The organism is Bacillus yapensis, from assembly GCF_005280205.1.
Lineage (GTDB): Bacteria > Bacillota > Bacilli > Bacillales > Cytobacillaceae > Robertmurraya > Robertmurraya yapensis.
The window spans coordinates 63,909-86,831 of sequence record NZ_SUND01000005.1 but is presented as its reverse complement, the minus strand read 5'-3'; the positions used below and the strand labels follow the sequence as shown (position 1 = coordinate 86,831).

Sequence of the window (22,923 nt, the reverse complement as noted above, 5' to 3'; positions counted from 1 at the left end):
ATCTTACACAAAAGTTTGGATAGAGAAAAAACCGGAAATAGGGTTTTCTTATGGGGAGGAACACCGATGGAAAGAAGTTTATCAATGGAGCTAGTCCGCGTCACAGAAGGTGCGGCATTAGCTTCTGCGCGTTGGATGGGAAGAGGGAAAAAGGATGAAGCAGATGATGCTGCGACATCGGCTATGCGAGATGTGTTTGACACGGTTCCGATGAAAGGGACAGTGGTTATTGGTGAAGGCGAAATGGACGAAGCACCAATGCTGTATATTGGAGAAAAACTTGGTACAGGCTATGGCCCTCGCGTGGATGTCGCGGTAGACCCACTCGAAGGAACAAATATTGTGGCATCTGGCGGTTGGAATGCGCTTGCTGTTATTGCTGTTGCCGATCACGGAAATTTACTTCATGCACCAGATATGTATATGGACAAAATTGCGGTTGGCCCAGAAGCTGTAGGGAAAATTGATATCAATGCTTCTATTACAGATAATTTAATGGCGGTTGCTAAAGCGAAAAATAAGGACATTGAAGATGTCGTGGCAACTGTTTTAAACCGAGAACGTCATGAACACATTATTGCCGAGCTTCGCGAAGCCGGTGCTCGCATTAAGCTTATTAATGATGGCGATGTAGCCGGTGCGATTAATACAGCGTTTGATCATACAGGCGTGGATATTCTTTTTGGTTCAGGTGGAGCACCTGAAGGAGTGCTGGCTGCGGTTGCTTTAAAATGTCTCGGTGGGGAAATCCAAGGAAAGCTTATTCCACAAAGCGAAGAAGAGCTCGAACGTTGTATCCGCATGGGCTTAGACGTAAATAAAATTTTACGCATGGAGGACCTTGTTAAAGGGGATGACGCCATTTTTGCAGCAACCGGTGTTACCGACGGAGAATTGTTAAGAGGCGTCCAATTTAAAGGATCCTATGGTTCTACTCATTCTTTAGTTATGCGAGCAAAATCAGGCACGGTCCGCTTTGTCGAAGGCCGTCATAGCTTGAAAAAGAAACCTCACTTAGTCATAAAATAAATATCGATGTTGAGGTCTTATCCAACAGGCCTCAACATTCCTTCCTTCTAAAAAGATCCCAGAAAAAATTATATTGATTAATTTTCAGCAAAAGGGGTAAAATAGAGGTTGTTTTTTATCTATTCATAGAATAAACTCTAGTTACTTGAAACGATTTCATAATGCTTAAAAAACGGGTTCGTTTTTCAACAAGAAAACGGATTGCTTAATCATTCATTTTTTCTCTTCCTATGCTTCCATCAGCCTCAAAAAGTATTCTTTCCTTTATCCTGTCACTATTGATAAACCCTATCAAAAGAATGAATCTCGCGAGGTAGCTTAAAGAATAGAATGAAATGAAACCTATTATATAAAGAGTGGTGTAATCATGGATTTAACAATATCTGGATTAGAAAATATGAAACTAAAGGAACTTTATGAGCTTGCAAAAACTTATCGAGTTTCTTATTACAGCAAACTAACGAAAAAAGAGTTAATTTTTGCGATTTTAAAAGCAAGAGCAGAACAAGAAGGGTATTTCTTCATGGAAGGTGTACTCGAAATTATTCAATCAGAAGGTTTTGGTTTCCTTCGACCGATTAACTATTCACCAAGTTCGGAAGACATTTATATTTCCGCATCGCAAATTAGAAGATTTGATTTGCGAAATGGTGACAAAGTTTCTGGTAAGGTTCGACCGCCAAAAGAAAATGAGCGCTATTTTGGTCTTTTACATGTAGAAGCAGTGAACGGAGACGACCCAGAATCTGCGAAAGAGCGGGTTCACTTCCCTGCCTTAACTCCCCTATATCCTGACCGTCAAATGAAACTTGAAACAACTCCAAAGCATATGTCTACAAGAATTATGGACTTAATTGCACCCGTTGGATTTGGTCAACGTGGCTTAATCGTAGCCCCACCTAAAGCTGGTAAAACGGTTCTATTAAAACAAATTGCGAATAGCATCACGACAAATCATCCTGAAGCGGAATTAATCGTCCTTCTCATCGATGAACGTCCAGAAGAGGTAACGGACATTGAACGTTCTGTTGCTGGTGATGTTGTCAGCTCGACATTTGATGAAGTTCCAGAAAACCATATCAAAGTGGCTGAACTTGTGCTAGAAAGAGCGATGAGACTTGTTGAGCATAAGCGCGATGTTATCATTTTAATGGACAGCATTACGCGCCTTGCACGTGCGTATAACCTTGTGATTCCTCCAAGTGGACGTACACTTTCTGGTGGTATTGACCCTGCGGCATTCCATAGACCGAAGCGTTTCTTCGGGGCTGCTCGTAACATTGAAGAGGGAGGAAGCTTAACGATTTTGGCTACTGCACTTGTTGATACGGGTTCACGTATGGATGATGTCATCTATGAAGAGTTTAAAGGTACTGGTAACCTTGAGCTTCACTTAGATCGTGCCCTTGCTGAAAGAAGAATTTTCCCTGCGATCGATATTCGTCGTTCTGGAACACGTAAAGAAGAGCTTATTATTCCGAAGGATCATCTGGATAAGCTTTGGGCAATTCGTAAGTCAATGACTGATAGTCCTGACTTTGTTGAAAAGTTTTTACGTAAGCTGAAAACTACTAAATCAAATGAAGAATTTTTTGCGAAGCTAGATGAGGAAATAAAAGCGAAGAGATCTTAAAAATTGGCTCTTTTCTTGAAAAAAAACGAAAACAGCTTAAAAATTTTCCCATATTGCAAAACAAATATCACGCTGTTATAATAGATTTTGTGCGTTTATGATTTTTTACAGCATGGGAATACTATGCTGCATATATAACTCTGTTTCGAAAGATTCAGGGCGAAAAGGAGCTGAAAAGGAATGAAAGCAGGAATTCATCCAAATTATAAAAAAGCAATGGTGAAATGTGCTTGCGGTAACGAGTTCGAAACTGGTTCTGTTCAAGAAGAAATCCGTGTAGAAACTTGTTCTGAGTGCCATCCATTCTATACTGGTCGTCAAAAATTCGCTGAAGCTGGCGGACGTGTTGATCGATTCAATAAGAAATACGGCCTTAAGTCACAAGAACAATAATAATCAACTAAAACAGGCAGAACCTTTGCCTGTTTTTTCTTTCTAATATTCGAATCAATTTTATTTTTTATGTGAAAATTAATTATCTGTGATTCCGTATTTATAAGGTAAAAAGAACGTTGTTTTTTTGTTTGAAATTAGCCATTATAAAATTAACTTATTCAACAAGTGTTTACATAGATCGTATGTATCCATGGAAGGAGAGACCTGTACATGTATGTAGTTAACCATCACGGCTGGGTAGAAGTAGTTTGCGGAAGCATGTTTTCTGGTAAATCGGAGGAGTTAATTCGTCGCGTTCGAAGAGCTCAATATGCTAAACAGAAAATTGCTGTGTTTAAGCCGAAAATTGATAATCGCTATAGTGATGAAGCTGTTGTCTCTCATAATGGTACATCCGTTAACGCAATTCCAATTGCTCAATCAACTGATATCTTCAAGTACATTGAGTCCGATGAAGATGTCATTGCCATCGATGAAGTGCAATTTTTCGATGACGAAATCATCAAAGTTATTCAGCATTTAGCTGATAGTGGCCATCGCGTGATTGCAGCTGGTCTTGACCAGGATTTCCGTGGCGAGCCGTTTGGCCAAATGCCAGCCATTATGGCAATTGCTGAATCTGTAACGAAGCTTCAGGCTGTATGTACAGTTTGTGGGAATCCAGCAAGCAGAACGCAACGCTTGATTAATGGGAGTCCGGCTTCTTATGATGACCCAATCATTTTAGTAGGAGCTTCAGAGTCGTATGAAGCACGTTGCCGTCATCACCATGAAGTCCCAAAGTCTCCAAACGTAATTGAAAGACCTGTTATATCTGAATCCATCTAGCCTGCTGTATAGTAGGCTATTTTTTTGTGAATTTCGTTCGAAACCGCGGGACATCCTATAAGAAAAAGGATGTGTCATGCGTGAAAAAGTTATTGTTATTCCTCACTCTTTTTATCATCACGGGCTGTGATGGAAATCTTCAGGATGAGCTAACGAAAAATAATGATACAAAGGGAACGAATGTGATTCACACAGGTGATGAGCTTCCTGGCCGTACGATGTCCGATCAAAATCCGAATTTGCTCAATACGGGTTCAGAACGGAATAATCGTAGGGACACTGAGCATGCGCGAAAAGTGATTGAAGATACAGGTGAATTCACACCAGACTCGATTTGGATTAATGGAGATGATTTATGGGTCACGGCCCATACGGACGAAGATTTGACATCAAAAGAGAAAATGGATGCTCAAGCTCGGCTCCATAAAATCTTGATGAAGGCTCTTCCGGATTATGATATTGAGGTTAAGGTCAACGAAGAATAACTTCTTGTTGGCAAACGCTCCCTTTCTTCGTTGCTTTGCCTTGTCCGGTGCTCATTACCTACTAGGTAACTCCGCTCCTCCCAAGGCTTCGCGCCTTTAAAGACAAACGTTTTCAATCAGCCTGAAGGATACACCTTTTTATTCTAAACAATTTCAACATGCTCGATTTGGGCATGTTTTTTTACGGATTGGTTTTGACGCGGTATATCACCTATACTATAATTAGACTGTTATAGACTTTTTTAATATGAAGATTAAATTGTTAGTGTTAAATTTGAGAATTGTCTAGCTCCAGCGCCTAGCCCCTCGAGGTCGCTTCAGGTCAGTGGTTGAAGTCCAAAGAACAGACTTCAACCCCTGCCCTTCCAGCGCTTGTCGGGGCTAAGCAAGGCGCTTGCGCTTTTCATTGAACGGAAACCTTTTTAATAAACCTGAGGTGAAAATATGTTTGATCGATTACAGGCGGTAGAAGATCGCTATGAAAAATTGAACGAGCTTTTGAGTGATCCGGATATTGTGAATGATCCGAAAAAGCTACGTGAATATTCTAAGGAACAATCAGATATTCAACAAACGGTAGAAACCTACCGTGAATATAAAGAAGTAAAAGAGCAACTCCAGGATGCAAAGGCAATGCTCGAGGAAAAACTCGATGCTGATATGCGCGAAATGGTGAAAGAGGAATTAGGTGAGCTTGAGGAGCAAATCGAAGATCTTCAAGCCAAGCTTAAGATTTTATTAATACCAAAAGACCCGAATGATGATAAGAACGTAATCATGGAGATTCGTGGTGCTGCTGGTGGAGATGAAGCAGCTTTATTTGCGGGAGACTTATACCGTATGTACAGCCGTTTTGCTGAATCTCAAGGCTGGAAAACAGAGGTTATCGAATCTAGTTCAACAGGTGTTGGTGGATTCAAAGAAATCATTTTTATGATTACTGGGAATGGCGCTTATTCCAAGCTGAAGTTTGAAAATGGAGCACACCGTGTACAACGTGTTCCAGAAACTGAGTCTGGCGGTCGTATCCATACGTCTACGGCAACGGTTGTTGTTTTACCAGAGGCGGAAGAAGTGGAAGTAGAAATTCATGATAAAGATATTCGTTTTGACACGTACGCTTCTTCTGGAGCAGGTGGGCAAAGTGTTAACACGACGATGTCGGCTGTTCGTTTAACGCATATTCCTACAGGCATCGTTGTTACATGTCAGGATGAAAAATCTCAGCATAAAAACAGAGACAAGGCCATGAAGGTATTGCGTGCTCGTGTATACGATAAATTCCAGCAAGAAGCGCAAGCCGAGTATGACCAAAATCGTAAATCGGCTGTCGGTACAGGTGACCGCTCTGAGCGTATCCGTACTTACAACTTCCCGCAAAACCGTGTTACGGACCACCGCATTGGCTTAACGATTCAAAAGCTTGATCAAATCCTTCAAGGAAAAATGGATGAGATCATCGATGCGTTAATTCTAGAAGACCAATCTGCGAGATTGGAAAGAGCTTCTAATGAGTAAAAAAGTGTTTGAAGCCCTCAAGTGGGCTTCTTCTTTTTTAACGGAGAAGGGGCGCGACGAAAATGCTGGGGAGCTATTACTATGCCACTTTTTAGGGATGAATCGTGCTATGTTGTTGGCGAATTTTCGTGAGGAGCTTTCGGCGGATGTTTGGGCGGAGTTTGAGCGTGCAGTCCTTCTGCATGGTGAGGGCGAACCGATTCAATATATGATGGGCTATGAGGAGTTTTACGGTCGTCGATTTACGGTGAACAAAGAAGTGTTAATTCCTCGACCGGAGACAGAAGAGCTTGTTTATGGAGCGTTGGAGCGGATTAAGCGGCTGTTTGGGGCTGATGAGGGCTTGAGGTTTCTTGATATTGGGACCGGAAGTGGTGCGATTGCGGTGACGATGAAGCTAGAGAGACCGAGCTTGAAGGTTGTGGCGACGGACATTGCGAGGGAGTCACTTGAGGTCGCGGAGATGAATGCTCGTGCGTTAGGCGCTGAGGTTCAGTTTGTTGAGGGCGATTTACTAGCTCCGTTTTTGAGTACTGGGGAAAAGTTTGATGTAGTTTTGTCGAATCCACCCTACATCCCGGTTGGTGATATTGAGACGATGTCTGTTGTGGTGACCGAGCATGAGCCTCATCGAGCACTATTTGCAGGCGAGGATGGACTTGATATTTATCGTCGTTTGATGGAACAGCTACCTCGTGTGCTGGGCGAGCGGGCACTGATTGGTTTTGAAGTGGGTGCTGGTCAAAGTGAAGCTGTATCGACGTTATTGGCGGAGACTTTTGCAGGTGCTAAAGTGGACGTCGTTTATGATATTAATGGCAAGGACCGAATGGTGTTTGCGGAGATAGGATAGATATTTGGGTGGGACCTTCCTCGAGGATGAGGGAGGTTTTTTTGCGATCGCCGATATATCGTGATTTTCGCCGATAAAAATGAAAAATCGCCGATATCTAGGGTTTTTCGCTGATATCAATGTAAAACAATCTCGACTAGTTATGGGCTTGACCGAAAAAATGTAAATTAGAAAGTAAAAATGCATGTTTGGAACGATATCCGCATATCCCAATTACCATTTTTGGAGGTTTATGCGCGTGATTCAAGAGGAATCGCGCGGGATTTGGAGTGGATTGCGTCTTTTAGACGAGTAATTGCGTATTTCAGGGTGGTGATTGCGTATAATCACACGCTCATTGCACATTTTGCCAAAACAGTACAAAATCAATAGCTGAGCTTAGGTAGAATGATGTTCCAACTCTAATTACCATTTTTGGAGGGTTACGCGCGAAAATTAAGAGTGAACACGCAGAAATCGGAGTCGATCGTGCATATTCAAGGGGTGATCGCGCATAAATCAGCCCCCAACGCGCATTTCACCGAACTCCTCTTAAACATCTATCAAGAAAATTTCATTTTAATAGTTTAAGATTCTTAACTCCTGTCCACAATGAGTGGTGAAGGGGTGGAGGAACTTGAAAACAAACAAAATGGCACTTATTTATATATTAATCTTATCGATTGGCACACTTTGTAGCTTATACATACCAAAGAATGAAGTGACAGCAAACGAACTGCAGGTCATTCCAAGCGAAGCAATTCGACTTCGAATTTTAGCAAATAGTGATAACGAAGAAGACCAGGCTATCAAACGTAAAGTGCGTGATGCGATTAATCTAGAAATAACAAAATGGGTGGAAGATTTAACATCCGTGGAAGAAGCAAGACGGATTATCCAAGAAGGAATGCCTGAAATTCAAAAAATCGCTGAAAAAGTTTTACTAGAGAATAACGTGAAGCAAGATGTTCATGCTGAATTCAAATACAATGTTGATTTCCCTACAAAGCTATATGGGGAGTTTCTATATCCAGCCGGGGAGTATGAAGCCATTTTGGTAACGCTCGGAGAAGGAGCAGGGGCAAATTGGTGGTGTGTCCTCTTTCCTCCACTATGTTTCTTGGACTTTTCTAATGGGGTCGCGGTAAGTGAACAGGAAGATAAAGAGACGAAAATAGAAGAGAAAGAAGTAGAAAAAGAAGTAGCTGAAAAAGAAAAAGAGGAACCTCTTGTTGTGGAAGACGAAGAGGAACCTGTTAAAGTGAAGTACTTTCTAGTAGAAATCTTTGAAAAGATTTTTGGATAAGTCTTGCGCTAGCAAGGCTTTTTTCATGTAAAAAAAAATAATCTAGTAAAAGTTCTATCTCCAAATCTACTTCATATTAATAGTAATAGAAAATTGATGAAGGGATGTTTGAGGATGGCGATGTTGGTACGTTATGCACAGGATGGAGATGCAAAGAAGCTAATTTCATTTTTACAGGGAGCTAATCTAGGAACCGACGGGATCGAGAACCTAGTCGACTATTTCTTAATCATGGAAGACGAAAAAGGGTGGATTCAAGCGACATTAGGGATTGAACCTTTAGGGAAAATCGGACTGCTGCGCTCTTTTGCGACTACCGCTCAAATTGGTGAAAACGAGCTCCTCTTTATTTTTGAACAAATGCTAAAACTAGCAAAAGAAAAAGGAATCGAAAAACTGTATCTCGCAACAAATCGGTCATCTAGTTTATCTTTTTTCACATTACTAGGGTTTGAAAAAGAAGAAAAAGAGAATCTTCCACAAGAATTAGCAGAGTCAGACCATGTCAATCACATCCAAACTGTGGATAACTCCGTATTTATGGTGTTAAACCTGCAATAATGTGGATATATTCAAAAAGTTATCCACTTTTTGAACGTTTTTATACACAATTTGTGGATAAAGCATATGTTCCCTTCGACTTTTTTTCTCCTTTCAAACGTGATAGAGTAGGGTAGTAGCAAAGAGAAGACGAAGGTGGAAAATCATGAAGACAGAGTTACTAATAGTGGATAAAAATGTGGATAATCTCGATATCTATCCACAAATTACACAAGCCGCTACTTTTTTAAAGGAAAATGAGGTTGTCGCTTTTCCAACAGAAACCGTGTATGGACTCGGTGGGAACGCGAAATCCGATGAGGCGGTACTGAAAATTTTTGAAGCAAAAGGCAGACCGAGCGATAATCCGCTCATTATTCATATAAGCAAAAAAGAACAACTAAACGAATTTGTGAAGGAAATCCCGGCAACGGCCTCTATTTTAATGGAAAAATTTTGGCCAGGTCCACTGACGATTATTTTTCAAAAAAAAGATGGCGTCTTATCTGATGTGGCAACCGCTGGTCTCGAGACAGTGGCAGTGCGTATGCCTGAGCATCCACTTGCCTTGGCACTGATTGATGCTGCAGGACTACCAATTGCTGCGCCAAGTGCAAATCGCTCCGGAAGACCAAGTCCGACAACAGCGATGCACGTATGGGAGGATTTGAACGGACGTGTGTCAGCTGTTGTCGACGGTGGCCCAACAGGGATTGGCGTAGAATCAACGGTATTAGACTGCACGGCTGAAATTCCACAAATTCTAAGACCAGGTGGCGTCACGAAAGAACAAATTGAAGCTGTTATTGGCGAAGTCAAAGTCGATCCGGCACTCACGAATGTACAAGCGGCGCCTAAGTCACCGGGCATGAAGTATACCCACTATGCGCCAGACGCCCCGCTCTTTTTAGTAAAAGGTTCGCGGGACTTCATCCAGCAACTGATTGCAGAAAAAAGGCACGAGGGATTGAAGGTAGGCGTGCTGACAACGGAAGAAAACAGCGATTATTATGAGGCGGATGTCGTGCAAGTCTGTGGGCAACGGGCGCAGCTCGAAACGGTCGCGACCGCTTTATATGATAGTTTAAGAAGCTTTAACAAAACCGATGTGGATATTATTTATGGTGAAATGTTCCGGAACGATGGCGTGGGTCATGCGATTATGAATCGTCTCCTTAAGGCTGCCGGACATAAAATTGTAGAAGAGCTTTAAAAATTTTTTCATTTTTGTACTTGTCCCCCTATGTATTTGCATATGCTAAGACTAGCAGGTCCAAGGGAGGCACAAGAATGTCTGAATTTATCGGAGAAATGATTACACTAAACATAATGGCATTTGCTCTTGGGATGGATGCCTTTTCTGTCGGTCTGGGCATAGGGATGGTACGTATACGACTGAGGCAAATTTTTAAAATCGGCATTATGATCGGTTTGTTCCATGTGCTCATGCCGATGATTGGGATGCTAGCTGGTCGCTTTCTTTCTGATCGTTTTGGCGACATCGCGGCCTTTCTTGGCGGAGGCTTATTGTTGCTCTTAGGTATGCAAATGATTTGGTCAAGCTTCAAGGATGATGAACGAAAATTAATGGCGCCAGTTGGATTTGGTCTTTTGCTCTTCTCCATTAGCGTCAGTCTCGATAGCTTTTCAGTCGGCTTGTCTCTTGGAATTTATGGAGCAAAAACGGCGTTGGTACTTATTTGTTTTGGGGTATGTGCTTGTGTTCTAACATGGCTTGGCTTACTACTAGGCCGAAAAGTGCAAGGTTGGATTGGAACATATAGTGAAGCGCTAGGTGGAGGTATTCTCATGGCGTTTGGGATAAAATTGCTGCTCCTGTAACGGGGGCTTGTTTAATTTGAAAGGTCTCATTTGTAAATATTGCTTAAGGCTAGATTTCATTGAAAACATTGTATAATTTTGGTTTCAAAAGAAACAAAGTTTGAGAAAATAGACTTCGATAAAGTCGAAAAATTTTCACAAAAGTCGACATTTTTTACTATATTTACTGTTTGCGCTGGTAAAAATGTCATATAATGTAGAAAGAAGGAGGACCCAAAGTGAATAACATACTTTTTGTTTGCACGGGTAATACGTGTCGGAGTCCAATAGCAGAAGCAATTTTAAAAAGTAAAAATATTCCTGGGGTCGAGGTGCGATCTGCTGGAGTGTATGCGGCGGAAGGATATCCAGCCTCCCAACATGCGCAACAAGTGCTACAGGAGGAGAAAATTGACCATGAGCATCACTCTTCGATGCTGACGAAGGAACTGATTAATTGGGCAACATATATTTTTACAATGACGGAAAGTCACAAAGAATCGGTTACCCACATGTTTCCAGAGGCAAATGAAAAAACATTTACGCTGAAGGAATTTGCTGGTCATGAATTCGACTGGGATATTATCGATCCGTTTGGTGGTTCGTTAGAAATGTATCGAAAGACCTACAAAGATATTCGTGAAAATATCGATAAAATAGTAGAGAGATTAGAGGATTAAGGATCGGAATTAGGAGGAGCAGCATGGAGGCAAAAAAGAAATACAAGTTTAGTTTAAGAAAGAAACTTGCTTTATTCATTACCATTTTGGCCATCATTACTTATACGACGAGTGGACTTTTTATCTACTTTTTATACCCGATGGTAAAAGATTTTCTACCGTTTAGTGAATTTACATTTACGATACTAACCTTGGTCCTTGGAATCGTTTGGTCGGGGATTTTAGCAGCTGTAGCAGCCGGTTTCATTATTAAGCCACTACAAAAGCTAGAAAAAGTTGCGTTAAAAGCAGCGCATGGAGATATTTCCACAGAGGCAGAGCTTTCTAAGTCAGACGATGAAATCCGTTCACTTGGAATTGCTTTTAACCACATGCTCCTTAATTTGAAGGACATGGTACAAAAAATAGATGAGAATTTCCGTGAAACCAATCAAAAAGTGATTGCGATTTCTAGTGAATCGTCTATGGCGGCAGAACAAGCTGAAGCAATTGCTAGAACAATCGGGGAAATTTCTATGGGAGCAGATAACTCAGCGGTTTCCATTCAAACAACTGCAGAATCTGTTGAAGATGTCATTCGTATTGCGGAAGAGGTTCAAGAAACAGCGAATGAATCTGGAAGAGTATCAAAAGAATTGGTGACAGATCTTCAGGAATCAAAGGCGGTTATCAATTCGTTAGTTTCAGGTATTCAAAGACTTGCGCAGGAAAATGAAGGTTCTTTGCAAACGGTTAAGAGATTGGAAGAAAATGCTTCAAAGGTTGAGCAAATCATCCAGCTTGTTGGAGATATTGCTGCACAAACAAACTTACTTGCCCTGAATGCTTCCATTGAAGCAGCTCGTGCCGGTGAGCACGGAAAAGGTTTTGCTGTTGTAGCAGAAGAAGTCCGCACCCTTGCTGACGAAAGTGCGACAGCTGTTCAAGGAATCTCTGAATTAATTAAAAATATTCAAGAAGAGGTTCAAAATGTTGTGAAGCAAATCACGGATCAGGTGGAAGTAGCGAACCAAGAAGCGCAAAAAGGTAGCAAGACTAATGAAGTCATTGAAGCGATGACGCAAACGGTTAATGAAATGGCTGATTCTGTTTCAAAAATCACAACTTTAGTAGATAAACAAATGGAAAGCATTCAACATACATCCACTCAATCACAAGAGGTTGCGGCAATTGCAGAAGAAACGTCTGCAGGAGCACAGGAAGTAACAACGGCAACGAACAATCAGGCACAAGTGATTGAAAACGTGGAAAAACACGCATTCGAATTAAAAGCACAAGCTGAGGAATTGAAGAAAACAATTTCAAGATTCAAGCTATAAAATGTGGACAGGGGGACAGGTTCCTTGTCCCCAGCAGGAAACGGGCTCTCTAAAGAGGGAGCCTGTTTTTAATGTTTTCAGCTTTATCTTTAAGGTGCGATATGTCAAAATGAAATCGTGAACAAGTTTGTAAATAATATCGAATTATGCGGGAAACGTATCATTAGAGGAGGCAAAACAAATGAAAGTTGCAATTGCGTCAGATCATGGTGGTATTAATATTCGTGAAGAAATCAAATCGTTAATGGACGAGTTAGGTATTCAATATGAGGATTTTGGTTGTGAGTGCGAGACATCTGTTGATTACCCTGATTATGCCTTACCAGTGGCGGAAAAAGTTGCGGCTGGAGAATTCGATCGCGGCATTCTGATTTGTGGAACTGGAATCGGCATGAGTATTGCGGCTAACAAGGTTAAAGGCATCCGTTGTGCCCTTGTGCATGATGTATTCAGCGCAAAGGCCACACGTCAACATAATGACACGAATATGCTGGCAATGGGAGAGCGCGTGATTGGACCAGGTCTAGCACGTGAGATAGCTTCAGTTTGGCTCTCAACAGAGTATGAAGGTGGACGTCACGCAAATCGTGTTGGCAAAATCACAGACTACGAAAGCAAGCACTAACATCGGAGGGATTGGCATGTCTGCTGATTTGCAAGATTTAGAACAGCAACTCGGAAAGATTTTAAATGAATTTCAGCAACAAGTCACCTTGAGAAAGAATCAGGTTTTTGTCGTCGGATGTAGCACAAGTGAAGTGATTGGCCAAAAAATCGGAACAGCAGGATCGCTAGACGTAGCTGCAATGATTTTTAACCAATTACAGGCCCTACAAAAGAAAACAGGCATTCAGCTTGCTTTTCAATGCTGCGAACATTTGAATCGAGCGATCGTTGTTGAAAGAGATACAGCTGAAGGGCGTGGACTAGATGAAGTTACCGTTGTCCCGGTTCGTCAGGCAGGTGGGGCGATGGCGACTTACGCTTATCAGCATCTGCACGATCCAGTCGTGGTGGAGCATATTCGAGCGGAAGCGGGCATCGATATCGGCGATACTTTAATTGGCATGCATTTAAAGCATGTTGCTGTTCCCGTACGGGTTTCGCTGAAATCCCTTGGGAATGCGCATATTACTTTAGCGACGACTCGACCAAAATTAATTGGCGGTGCGCGTGCCGTATACGAAAACAAGCCTGAAAATGAATCTTGTTAATTGGAGCTTCTGTCTTGTGATAGGGGCTCCGTTTTTCTATTAGAGAGTACGCACATTTTAGCACCGAAGATAGAAGGAAAAATTCCGCTTATTAAGTAATTTTTATTAAGAAAGGCGTGAATAGCCGGAAAAATTCTCCCTATGGACCCGAAAAACACGAGAATGATCTATTTTGCTTTGAATAGACGGAAAACCTCCGCTTATTAACCTCAAAACGAGCTCGTCTTTACATTTAACCGGAAAAATTCCGCTTATCTTGCAGGTTAGCTGATTCAGGAAAAAGCCAAGCGAAGGCAACTTCCTAAAACACCGAACAATTATTTCAAAATAGCGTCCTATTATTCGGAATTTATTCATTTTGCTCCTTGCGATTTTCGAACATACCGATTAAAATTGAAAACATGTTAATACATATTACGGAATACGAGGGGGATTATACGATGAAGCATTTAGCACAGCAGGATGAACAAGTTTTTCAAGCGATCCAAAAAGAATTGGGACGTCAGCGTGGAAAAATTGAGTTAATTGCGTCCGAAAACTTCGTAAGTGAAGCAGTAATGGAAGCCCAGGGTTCTGTTTTAACGAATAAATACGCAGAAGGCTACCCAGGTAGACGATACTATGGTGGCTGTGAATATGTTGATGTGGTAGAAGACTTAGCGCGCGACCGTGCGAAGGAAATCTTCGGTGCCGAGCATGTCAATGTTCAGCCTCATTCTGGTGCTCAGGCGAACATGGCTGTATACTTCACGATTCTTGAGCATGGTGATACGGTTCTAGGGATGAATCTTTCTCATGGTGGACACTTAACACATGGAAGTCCGGTTAACTTCTCGGGTGTTCAATACAATTTTGTTGAGTACGGAGTGGACGAGGTATCTCATACAATCAATTATGACGATGTCTTGGAAAAAGCTCGTGCTCATAAGCCAAAGCTAATTGTTGCCGGTGCTAGTGCGTACCCTCGTGTAATTGATTTCAAACGTTTCAGAGAAATCGCTGATGAAGTAGGCGCCTATTTGATGGTGGATATGGCTCATATCGCTGGTCTTGTCGCTGCTGGCCTTCATCCAAACCCAGTACCATATGCAGATTTTGTGACAACTACTACGCATAAAACCCTTCGTGGCCCACGTGGCGGAATGATTTTATGCAAAGAAGAATTCGCGAAGAAAATTGATAAATCGATTTTCCCTGGAATTCAAGGTGGTCCATTAATGCACGTAATCGCGGCAAAGGCCGTTTCCTTTGGCGAAGCTTTACAAGATAGCTTTAAGGACTATGCTGCTGCCATTATTACGAATGCCAAGCATTTAGCTGAAGAGCTACAAAAAGAAGGCCTAACGCTTGTGTCTGGCGGAACTGACAACCATCTTTTATTAGTAGATGTTCGTTCTCTTGGGATTACAGGAAAAGTAGCGGAGCATGTCCTTGACGAAGTAGGCATTACCGTGAACAAAAACACGATCCCTTACGATCCAGAAAGTCCATTTGTAACAAGCGGAGTTCGTATCGGAACTGCTGCTGTAACGTCTCGTGGTTTCGGAAAAGCTGAGATGGAAGAGATCGCTTCTATCATTAGCTTCACATTGAAAAATCATGACGATGAAGCAAAGCTTGAAGAAGCGAAGCAACGTGTTGAAGCTCTAACAAACAGATTCCCACTCTACCAAGATAGATAATGCGTCGAAAAGGTGAGATTCCATTGCGGAGTTTCACCTTTTTTCGTGTCATTTCTTTAACATTTTTAAGTATGAGTTGCTCTTAAAAAACTTTTTCTGTAAAATTAGACGAAGTGTGTATTGAACAATAGTTAATCGATATTAAAAGGAGAGAAAGCAATGGCAAAAGTATACGTTTTTGATCACCCATTAATCCAACACAAACTTACATACATTCGTGAAAAAGGGACTGGAACGAAGGAATTCCGCGAGCTTGTGGACGAAGTTGCAACTTTAATGGCTTTTGAAATTACACGTGATATGCCGCTTGAGGAAATCGAAATTGAAACTCCAGTAAGTAAGACAACGTCTAAAGTGCTTTCTGGTAAAAAACTTGGGATCATTCCTATTCTTCGTGCAGGGATCGGAATGGTAGATGGAATCCTAAAGCTAATTCCAGCTGCAAAGGTTGGTCATATTGGTCTTTATCGCGATCCAAAAACGTTAAAGCCTGTTGAATACTATGTAAAATTACCAAGCGATGTTGAGGAAAGAGATTTCATCGTCGTTGACCCAATGCTTGCAACAGGTGGCTCTGCTATTGAAGCGATTCACTCCTTGAAAAATCGTGGTGCAAAACATATCAAGTTTATGTGCTTAATTGCTGCTCCAGAAGGTGTTGAAGCAGTAAAAGAAGCTCACCCAGATGTTGATATTTATATTGCAGCATTAGATGAAAAATTAAATGAAAAAGGCTATATCGTTCCTGGTCTAGGAGACGCAGGCGACCGCCTATTTGGTACGAAGTAATAGTAAAGAAAGTTGGTGTTCATATGAACAAGCCGATTAAAGTCATGACAATTTTTGGGACAAGACCTGAAGCGATCAAAATGGCACCACTCGTTCTTGAGCTTCAAAAGTACCCAGACAGATTCGAATCGATTGTAACGGTAACGGCTCAGCACCGCCAAATGCTGGACCAGGTGCTAAATATTTTTGGCATCACACCTGATTATGATTTAAATATTATGAAGGACCGCCAAACCCTTGTTGATGTAACAACTCGTGGTCTAGAAGGTCTAGATAAAGTAATGAAAGAAGTTAAGCCAGATATTGTCCTTGTCCATGGCGACACGACAACTACTTTTATTGCGAGCTTAGCTGCTTTTTATAATCAAATTGTTGTGGGACACGTGGAAGCGGGTCTACGTACTTGGAATAAGTACTCTCCATTCCCTGAGGAAATGAACCGCCAGCTAACAGGAGTTATGGCTGACTTGCATTTTTCACCAACTACGATGTCTGCGGAAAATTTACGCCGTGAGAACAAGAAAGATGAAAGTATCTTCGTTACGGGGAATACGGCAATTGACGCGTTAACAACAACGGTAAAAGAAGAGTATCATCATGAGGTTTTAGATAGCCTTGGTGATGACCGCTTGATCCTTTTAACAGCTCACCGTCGTGAAAACCTTGGAGAGCCAATGCGTAATATGTTCCGTGCGGTTAAGCGTATTGTGGACGAGCAAAAGGATGTACAGGTTATTTACCCTGTTCATTTAAACCCGGTTGTGCGTGAAATTGCGGACGAAATTTTAGGGAATGACCCACGGATTCGATTAATTGAGCCACTTGATGTGATCGATTTCCATAACTTTGCATCAAGAGCCCATCTGATTTTAACAGACTCAGGCGGCGTGCAAGAGGAAGCACCTTCACTAGGTGTACCGGTTCTTGTGTTACGTGATACGACTGAGCGTCCAGAGGGAATTGAAGCTGGAACATTGAAATTGGCTGGAGTAGATGAGGATACAATCTATAGCCTTGCTACTGAACTTTTAACAGATGATGCCGCTTATGAAAAAATGGCGAAAGCAGTTAATCCGTACGGTGATGGCGAAGCGTCCCGACGTATTTGCGATGCAATTAGCTACTACTTCAAGCAATCATCCGAAAGACCAGAATCCTATAATCCATTGAAAAACTGACCTCTTGGGGTCAGTTTTTTTTGTTGGGGTTGGTGGAAATGCGCAATTCCACTCGGAAAGCGTGCAATGACTAGTTAAATCCACGCGATCGGTCGTAAATCCCGGTTGATTTGAGAATGAACTTGCGCGCGACTGCTAAAATATGGTAGCTTATTTTGGGAATACGCAATAACATCCGAGAAGTACGCAATCAGCAGCAAAACCTACGCAATTAGTAACTCGACTCACGCGATTAACCCTGTGAACTGTGCAATTCCACTCAAATCCTGCGCAATTCCATAAATGTTCACATGTAAAAGGCAGGATTTACATGTCATTTAGAGAAATTCTTATACAATTTAATACTAGGAGTGTGAATGAGATGGTTTTAAAAGAATTACAGTATCCATTTAGAATGAAACAGAATGAAGTTCTCCTTCGAAGATTGCTTAAGGACCATATAAAAAGAAAAGAAATCGAAGAGGACCAGGCTAAACGGAAAGCTGGTTATAAGGTGAACAAAATCTATCCTATTATCTAAATTTTTTACCTGAAGAATATGATGTAATTCGAGATATCCGTCTAGTAAATGAGCACGGCCATGGTTTTCAAATGGATACTCTTCTCCTTTGCCCTCGTTATATCCTAATTTCAGATGTAAAAAATATTCTCGGAACCTTATACTTTGATAAAGAATCAGAACAATTCATCAGAACAATTAATGAAAAAGAAGAAGGTTTTTCCAATCCAATTAATCAAGTAGAAAGGCATCATATTCAATTGAAAAATTGGCTCCAGAAAAACAAACTTCCTCTTCTCCCAATAGAACATAGAGTTATCATTAGCTATCCCTCCTCTATCATTCGCAGTAACAATCCTCAAATCTATCAAAAAGTCTTTCACGCGGAGCATCTGCCAAACAAAATTATCACCATCGAAAAATTGTACAATGATCCAATTGATCAAAAGGAATATCGAAAATTAACTCGAACATTGTTAAAGCATGATACCCCTCTAAAACTGGATATTCTACAACACTATGGTATTGATCCGAAAGAAATTATTACTGGCGTTCAGTGTCCAGCTTGTGAATTTATCCACATGAACTATCGTCACGGAATTTGGAAATGTCCATCGTGTCAAGAAACTTTAAATAATGCTCATCACAAAGCTATTGAAGATTATTTTACAATTATGGGCCAGACGATAACGAACGAGCAATGTCGCGAGTTTCTCCGTATCGAATCAAGAAACGTGGCACGAAGTTTGTTATTAGGGATGAAGCTCAAGCAATCGGGTACAACGAAAAATAAGACTTATCATTTGTAATGTTGTCATTGGAGTAATACGCAATCACCCCAGAGAAATACGCAAAAAACTGTCAAACCCACGCAATCGACCTCGAAAACCGTGCGTATCTATTTCAATTTCACGCAATCAGCTTAATAATGACCTATTTTTGGTTGGGTTTTCCCTGAAATAGGTAATAGACAGTCAAAGTCACACGCTCGGCCGTAAATCCAACTTGTTCTGAGGCTGAACTCGTGCGTAACAACTGAAAAATTGTACCTTTTTTTGGAAATACGCAATTACTTCTGCAAACTACGCAATCAGCTGCGAATTCTACGCAAATGGTAGCTAAACCCAAGCGATTAACCACCAAATCTACGCGATTCTGCCTAATGTACGTGCAATTCTAACAAATCGACCTATTTTGGTTGGGTTTGACTATCAAAATGGAGTAAATTCAAACAATCTAGACGCATACTCTCCTCAAAACAAGAACATTCTATGGAAAAAGAGGATGTTTGACCATGAAGAAATTACTCATCACAGTCATTCTACTAACCATCACACAAACCGCATACGCTCGCCCGCTTGAGCATCCTCCAATCCCAGAGGAGTCGCCACAAACTGAAAAAATTGCCATCGTCACCGCTCCAAACCCACTCACCGAAACAGCAATCAAATACATTCTCAACGACTATCCTGATCTCCAATTAAGATACACTTTTCAGCATGCCCTCAATGGTTTTTCTGTAAAAGGTAGCCTAGCATCGCTCACTAAACTTGAAGAATCAAACAAAGTGGAGCTCGTTTCACCAGTGCAAACCTACAAAACCCAAATGGAAGACAATATTGAAATTATCGGAAGCGATCAGGCGAGAGGACTGTTTGACCAAGGGGACCATCGCCTAACCGGAAAGGGAATCAAGGTTGGGATTATTGATACCGGCATCGACTACAATCATCCTGACTTGAGAAGAAGCTACAAAGGTGGGCATGATTTGGTCGACGGAGACAAGGACCCAATGGAATCAGAGGCACTTCAAACCCCAATTACCCTTCATGGGACACATGTTGCTGGCGTCATTGCAGCCAACGGACGGATTAATGGAGTCGCTCCTGAAGCAGAAGTCATTGCTTATCGTGCACTCGGGCCAGGGGGATCGGGAACGACAGAACAAGTGCTTGCAGCGATTGAACAAGCAATCAAGGACAAGGTCGATGTCCTCAATTTGTCCCTTGGGAACAACGTTAATGGGCCAGACCTCCCAATTAGTCTAGCGCTCAATAAGGCTGCTGAAAAAGGAATCGTTCCAGTTACCTCTTCTGGTAACTCTGGACCAAATATGTGGACAGTGGGATCTCCAGGTACGGCAACGAAAGCAATATCTGTCGGTGCGTCAACTCCAACACTAAAAGTTCCTTATCTAACTATCGATGGTCTAACCGAACCAGTTCGACTCGAACCGATGCAAGGAGCGCAAAATTGGAAGCTTGATCGATCCTATCCAATTGTGTTTGGCGGATTAGGGAAGCCGAATGAATTAACGAATGCGCGAGGAAAAATTGTTCTCCTAGAACGTGGCGAACTTACTTTTACCGAAAAAGCAAATAACGCCAATCGCGCGGGTGCAGTAGCGGTCGTGATCTACAACAATGTAAATGGTAGCTTCATTGGTAATCTGGAGGCAGAGATAGACATTCCGGTTACGACCATTTCAAAAAAAGATGGCAAACGACTCAAGGCCCGAATTACAGACAACGCCTATGCCCGGACAAATATAATAGAAGAAAAGGACCTTCTTGCCGACTTTAGCTCTAGAGGACCAGTCACATCTACTTGGGAGGTCAAGCCAGACGTGGTTGCCCCTGGGGTTGCGATCACGAGCACGGTTCCAGGCGGTTACCTGGCTCTGCAAGGAACCAGTATGGCAGCGCCCCATGTGGCAGGTGCGAGTGCCCTCATTAAGCAGGCACATCCAGATTGGTCGCCAGACGAAATCAAAGCCGCGCTTATGAATACGGCTAAACCACTCACCGATCAGAAGGGTCACAGCTATCGCACTTATGAACAAGGGGCAGGTCGAATTCAAGTGGAAGATGCGATTAAAACAAATTCACTTGTGCTTCCGTCTTCTCTTCAATTTGGAAAATTTAAACTAGCAGAAGAACCTCATACTCATAGACAATATATCACGATTGAAAATGTGAGCGACGAGCAGCAATCTTATGCGTTTACGATTCCGAAATATGAGCAGGGGATCAGCTGGGATATGCCAATTTTTTTTACCCTTATACCAAAGGAAAAAAAGAAGGTCGCCATCAAGATGAACGTCAATCCAAAAGAATTAAAGAAAAAAATTCATGATGGTTATATAGAGATGCAGGCTGGTTCACAAAAAATACGCTTGCCTTACCTGTATGTGCTAGAAGAGCCGAATTATCCACGTGTGATGGGATTTGATTTTGGATTAGGTGATAAACAGGGAACCTATCGATATGAAGTGTATTTGCCTGGCGGAGCAGATGAATTTGGGATTGCTCTCTTTAATCCAGATACCTTTCAATTTGTTGGTTTCTTAGATGCAAAAAGAAAAGTCGGGAAAGGACAATTAAAGGAAGAAATTTCATTCGAGGATTTACCAGCAGATGGATTATATTTGGCAAAAGTTTTTGCGAAAAAACACGGGAGGGAGGATATGATCGAAACGACGATTTTTATTGTAAAAGAGATCGTGGAACAAGAAAAAAATATTATGCAATATGTCAATGAGTGAAAATTTGAATATTTTGTGAACATGTATAAAATTGGCTGTTATTCGTGTGATCTTTTTCACTATAAACGCATTGACATTGATTTGTCCCTATTGTATGCTTACAAAGGGTATAAATGGTAAGGTTTTCATCATCTATATATAAGAAAGCGTTTATACTTTTTTGAAATAATTTGAAGTCATCAATAACAGCCTTCTTACCATTCTCTTAAAGAGAGGATGCGTTACTATGAAACAGAATAATCGCCACCCATTCCAAGCGATGGCGTTAATGTCCGCGATTCTTTCTCAATTAGTCGGATCCGTGCTGATTGGCATCTTCCTTGGGAGATGGCTCGATCGTGAAATTGGAACCGAACCACTTTTCTTAATAATTGGACTATTAATCGGTTTAGTGGCGGGTGTATACGCAATGCTACGATTAATCCAACATTTCTTTTCAGGAGAATAATCAACGATGCCGGATGTACAAACAATTTACCGACAACAACAGAGATACATACTATTTTTGTTATCCATCTATGTCCTGGGCTGGGGCTTCACTTCATATCAAACTATCTTTTTAGGTTTAATTCTTGGAACTGCTTTTGGCCTCTTTAATATGTGGCTATTAGCAAAACGGATGGACAAGTTCGGTGATGCGGTTGTAAGGGGAGAGAAAGTTCGCTCTCTTGGGATGATTTCTAGAATGGCCACAGCTATTTTAGCAGTCATGCTCGCGGTTAAGTATCCTGATTCAATTCATTTGTATAGCGTGATTTTGGGTTTAATGACACCATATTTTGTCATTATGATAAAATTTTTCAAGCAAGCGATTCATCCACATAATTAGCGGAGAAGAGAGGTGAATACTGTGCATCATGGAGCTCCATTGTATCATTTAGATTTTTTTGGTATCACAACGATTACCTTTAATTTAGCAAATGTGCTCATGATTACGATTGCCAGTGCCATTGTATTTTTAATCGCTGTAATTTCGACCAGAAGGCTGGCCATGAAACCAACGGGAATGCAAAACTTTTTCGAATGGGTCATGGATTTTGTGAAAAACATCATCAACAGCACGATGGATTGGAAAGACGGTGGACGGTTCCACATATTAGGAATCACAATCATTATGTATGTCTTTGTATCTAATATGTTAGGGCTACCGTTTTCAATTACCTACAAAGGTGATTTATGGTGGAAATCACCAACAGCTGACCCAGTTGTAACATTAACGTTAGCAACGTTGGTTGTGGCACTTTCCCATTACTATGGGGTTAAGCTCAAAGGATTCTCATCATACGGGAAGGAATTCTTCAAACCATTTTGGTTTATGTTCCCGATTAAGATCATTGAGGAATTTGCTAACACTTTAACTCTTGGTCTTCGTCTTTACGGAAACATCTATGCTGGGGAAATTCTCTTAACATTACTTTCTGGAACCCTTGCATCAACAGTTGGTGGCGCATTCGCTGCAATTGTTCCTATGTTAGCTTGGCAAGGATTCTCAGTCTTTGTCGGCGCAATCCAAGCATTTATTTTCTGTATGTTAACAATGGTTTACCTCTCACACAAAGTGAGTTCAGACCATTAATATAAACCTTGTTCAATCATTGGACAAATAATCTATTTTTATACATTTAAGGAG

At 41.4% G+C, this 22,923-nt stretch carries 24 protein-coding genes; all 24 read left to right on the top strand.

All coding sequences use genetic code 11. The features are described 5' to 3' along the window. Positions 1–66: 66 nt before the first annotated feature. The 24 genes from glpX to atpB all read left to right on the top strand — a co-directional run bounded on the left by glpX (position 67) and on the right by atpB (position 22,869). Positions 67–1,029 (top strand): class II fructose-bisphosphatase, encoded by a 963-nt coding sequence (gene glpX / locus FAR12_RS08100; RefSeq protein ID WP_126408192.1) that lies wholly within the window; start codon positions 67–69, stop codon positions 1,027–1,029. Positions 1,030–1,393: 364 nt separating this feature from the next. Next, entirely contained in the window at positions 1,394–2,662 is a 1,269-nt protein-coding gene (gene rho / locus FAR12_RS08095; protein ID WP_170972145.1) for a transcription termination factor Rho, read from the top strand. A gap of 180 nt (positions 2,663–2,842) precedes the next feature. After that, positions 2,843–3,055, top strand: a complete 213-nt coding sequence (rpmE, locus tag FAR12_RS08090; RefSeq protein ID WP_126408188.1) for a 50S ribosomal protein L31 — start codon at positions 2,843–2,845, stop codon at positions 3,053–3,055. A 213-nt stretch (positions 3,056–3,268) separates the two neighbouring features. Further along, complete coding sequence (locus FAR12_RS08085; protein WP_126408186.1) at positions 3,269–3,886, top strand: thymidine kinase; 618 nt, start codon at positions 3,269–3,271, stop codon at positions 3,884–3,886. An 80-nt stretch (positions 3,887–3,966) separates the two neighbouring features. Next, positions 3,967–4,371, top strand: coding sequence for a hypothetical protein (locus FAR12_RS08080; RefSeq protein WP_126408184.1), 405 nt, complete (start codon positions 3,967–3,969; stop codon positions 4,369–4,371). A gap of 444 nt (positions 4,372–4,815) precedes the next feature. Further along, positions 4,816–5,889, top strand: a complete 1,074-nt coding sequence (gene prfA, locus FAR12_RS08075; RefSeq protein ID WP_126408182.1) for a peptide chain release factor 1 — start codon at positions 4,816–4,818, stop codon at positions 5,887–5,889. Beyond that, positions 5,882–6,742, top strand: coding sequence for a peptide chain release factor N(5)-glutamine methyltransferase (gene prmC / locus FAR12_RS08070; RefSeq protein ID WP_126408180.1), 861 nt, complete (start codon positions 5,882–5,884; stop codon positions 6,740–6,742). The genes prfA and prmC overlap by 8 nt, the downstream gene beginning before the upstream one ends. A gap of 616 nt (positions 6,743–7,358) precedes the next feature. After that, positions 7,359–8,027: a stage II sporulation protein R gene (gene spoIIR, locus FAR12_RS08065; RefSeq protein ID WP_246010342.1), complete on the top strand. Its 669-nt coding sequence runs from the start codon at positions 7,359–7,361 to the stop codon at positions 8,025–8,027. 114 nt (positions 8,028–8,141) lie between these two features. Continuing rightward, entirely contained in the window at positions 8,142–8,588 is a 447-nt protein-coding gene (locus FAR12_RS08060) for a GNAT family N-acetyltransferase (RefSeq protein ID WP_126408178.1), read from the top strand. A 145-nt stretch (positions 8,589–8,733) separates the two neighbouring features. Beyond that, entirely contained in the window at positions 8,734–9,780 is a 1,047-nt protein-coding gene (locus FAR12_RS08055) for an L-threonylcarbamoyladenylate synthase (protein WP_126408176.1), read from the top strand. A 77-nt stretch (positions 9,781–9,857) separates the two neighbouring features. After that, a complete protein-coding gene (locus FAR12_RS08050) occupies positions 9,858–10,409 on the top strand; it encodes a manganese efflux pump MntP (RefSeq protein ID WP_126408174.1) in 552 nt (183 codons plus the stop codon). 218 nt (positions 10,410–10,627) lie between these two features. Then, on the top strand, positions 10,628–11,068 hold the full coding sequence (locus FAR12_RS08045; protein ID WP_126408172.1) for a low molecular weight protein arginine phosphatase: 441 nt from the start codon (positions 10,628–10,630) through the stop codon (positions 11,066–11,068). A gap of 23 nt (positions 11,069–11,091) precedes the next feature. Next, positions 11,092–12,387 (top strand): methyl-accepting chemotaxis protein, encoded by a 1,296-nt coding sequence (locus FAR12_RS08040; RefSeq protein WP_126408170.1) that lies wholly within the window; start codon positions 11,092–11,094, stop codon positions 12,385–12,387. 181 nt (positions 12,388–12,568) lie between these two features. Next, entirely contained in the window at positions 12,569–13,012 is a 444-nt protein-coding gene (gene rpiB / locus FAR12_RS08035; protein WP_126408168.1) for a ribose 5-phosphate isomerase B, read from the top strand. A gap of 16 nt (positions 13,013–13,028) precedes the next feature. Beyond that, positions 13,029–13,601: a TIGR01440 family protein gene (locus FAR12_RS08030; RefSeq protein ID WP_126408166.1), complete on the top strand. Its 573-nt coding sequence runs from the start codon at positions 13,029–13,031 to the stop codon at positions 13,599–13,601. Positions 13,602–14,041: 440 nt separating this feature from the next. After that, positions 14,042–15,283: a serine hydroxymethyltransferase gene (gene glyA, locus FAR12_RS08025; protein ID WP_126408164.1), complete on the top strand. Its 1,242-nt coding sequence runs from the start codon at positions 14,042–14,044 to the stop codon at positions 15,281–15,283. Between the two features lie 159 nt (positions 15,284–15,442). Beyond that, positions 15,443–16,072 carry a uracil phosphoribosyltransferase gene (gene upp / locus FAR12_RS08020; protein WP_126408162.1) on the top strand — a complete coding sequence of 210 codons (630 nt, stop codon included), beginning with the start codon at positions 15,443–15,445 and terminating at the stop codon, positions 16,070–16,072. Positions 16,073–16,095: 23 nt separating this feature from the next. Next, complete coding sequence (gene wecB, locus FAR12_RS08015; protein ID WP_126408160.1) at positions 16,096–17,250, top strand: non-hydrolyzing UDP-N-acetylglucosamine 2-epimerase; 1,155 nt, start codon at positions 16,096–16,098, stop codon at positions 17,248–17,250. Between the two features lie 361 nt (positions 17,251–17,611). Beyond that, entirely contained in the window at positions 17,612–17,770 is a 159-nt protein-coding gene (locus tag FAR12_RS23370) for a hypothetical protein (protein ID WP_170972135.1), read from the top strand. A 26-nt stretch (positions 17,771–17,796) separates the two neighbouring features. Next, positions 17,797–18,558: a nuclease-related domain-containing protein gene (locus tag FAR12_RS08010; RefSeq protein WP_342772301.1), complete on the top strand. Its 762-nt coding sequence runs from the start codon at positions 17,797–17,799 to the stop codon at positions 18,556–18,558. Positions 18,559–19,043: 485 nt separating this feature from the next. Then, on the top strand, positions 19,044–21,293 hold the full coding sequence (locus FAR12_RS08005; protein WP_126408156.1) for a S8 family serine peptidase: 2,250 nt from the start codon (positions 19,044–19,046) through the stop codon (positions 21,291–21,293). 226 nt (positions 21,294–21,519) lie between these two features. Continuing rightward, on the top strand, positions 21,520–21,741 hold the full coding sequence (locus tag FAR12_RS08000) for an AtpZ/AtpI family protein (RefSeq protein WP_126408154.1): 222 nt from the start codon (positions 21,520–21,522) through the stop codon (positions 21,739–21,741). A gap of 6 nt (positions 21,742–21,747) precedes the next feature. Next, positions 21,748–22,122 carry an ATP synthase subunit I gene (locus FAR12_RS07995; RefSeq protein WP_126408152.1) on the top strand — a complete coding sequence of 125 codons (375 nt, stop codon included), beginning with the start codon at positions 21,748–21,750 and terminating at the stop codon, positions 22,120–22,122. A 21-nt stretch (positions 22,123–22,143) separates the two neighbouring features. After that, on the top strand, positions 22,144–22,869 hold the full coding sequence (gene atpB, locus FAR12_RS07990; RefSeq protein ID WP_126408331.1) for a F0F1 ATP synthase subunit A: 726 nt from the start codon (positions 22,144–22,146) through the stop codon (positions 22,867–22,869). Positions 22,870–22,923 lie beyond the last annotated feature (54 nt).

What these genes read in the sequence shown, in the direction of transcription:
- FAR12_RS08030 (WP_126408166.1), top strand. Translation starts at nt 13,029, where the DNA reads ATGTCTGCTGATTTGCAAGATTTAGAACAGCAACTCGGAAAGATTTTA.
- wecB (WP_126408160.1), top strand. Translation starts at nt 16,096, where the DNA reads ATGAACAAGCCGATTAAAGTCATGACAATTTTTGGGACAAGACCTGAA.
- FAR12_RS23370 (WP_170972135.1), top strand. Translation starts at nt 17,612, where the DNA reads ATGGTTTTAAAAGAATTACAGTATCCATTTAGAATGAAACAGAATGAA.
- rpiB (WP_126408168.1), top strand. Translation starts at nt 12,569, where the DNA reads ATGAAAGTTGCAATTGCGTCAGATCATGGTGGTATTAATATTCGTGAA.
- FAR12_RS07995 (WP_126408152.1), top strand. Translation starts at nt 21,748, where the DNA reads ATGCCGGATGTACAAACAATTTACCGACAACAACAGAGATACATACTA.
- prmC (WP_126408180.1), top strand. Translation starts at nt 5,882, where the DNA reads ATGAGTAAAAAAGTGTTTGAAGCCCTCAAGTGGGCTTCTTCTTTTTTA.
- rpmE (WP_126408188.1), top strand. Translation starts at nt 2,843, where the DNA reads ATGAAAGCAGGAATTCATCCAAATTATAAAAAAGCAATGGTGAAATGT.
- glpX (WP_126408192.1), top strand. Translation starts at nt 67, where the DNA reads ATGGAAAGAAGTTTATCAATGGAGCTAGTCCGCGTCACAGAAGGTGCG.
- upp (WP_126408162.1), top strand. Translation starts at nt 15,443, where the DNA reads ATGGCAAAAGTATACGTTTTTGATCACCCATTAATCCAACACAAACTT.
- FAR12_RS08050 (WP_126408174.1), top strand. Translation starts at nt 9,858, where the DNA reads ATGTCTGAATTTATCGGAGAAATGATTACACTAAACATAATGGCATTT.
- glyA (WP_126408164.1), top strand. Translation starts at nt 14,042, where the DNA reads ATGAAGCATTTAGCACAGCAGGATGAACAAGTTTTTCAAGCGATCCAA.
- FAR12_RS08005 (WP_126408156.1), top strand. Translation starts at nt 19,044, where the DNA reads ATGAAGAAATTACTCATCACAGTCATTCTACTAACCATCACACAAACC.
- FAR12_RS08085 (WP_126408186.1), top strand. Translation starts at nt 3,269, where the DNA reads ATGTATGTAGTTAACCATCACGGCTGGGTAGAAGTAGTTTGCGGAAGC.
- FAR12_RS08000 (WP_126408154.1), top strand. Translation starts at nt 21,520, where the DNA reads ATGAAACAGAATAATCGCCACCCATTCCAAGCGATGGCGTTAATGTCC.
- prfA (WP_126408182.1), top strand. Translation starts at nt 4,816, where the DNA reads ATGTTTGATCGATTACAGGCGGTAGAAGATCGCTATGAAAAATTGAAC.
- FAR12_RS08055 (WP_126408176.1), top strand. Translation starts at nt 8,734, where the DNA reads ATGAAGACAGAGTTACTAATAGTGGATAAAAATGTGGATAATCTCGAT.
- FAR12_RS08040 (WP_126408170.1), top strand. Translation starts at nt 11,092, where the DNA reads ATGGAGGCAAAAAAGAAATACAAGTTTAGTTTAAGAAAGAAACTTGCT.
- FAR12_RS08060 (WP_126408178.1), top strand. Translation starts at nt 8,142, where the DNA reads ATGGCGATGTTGGTACGTTATGCACAGGATGGAGATGCAAAGAAGCTA.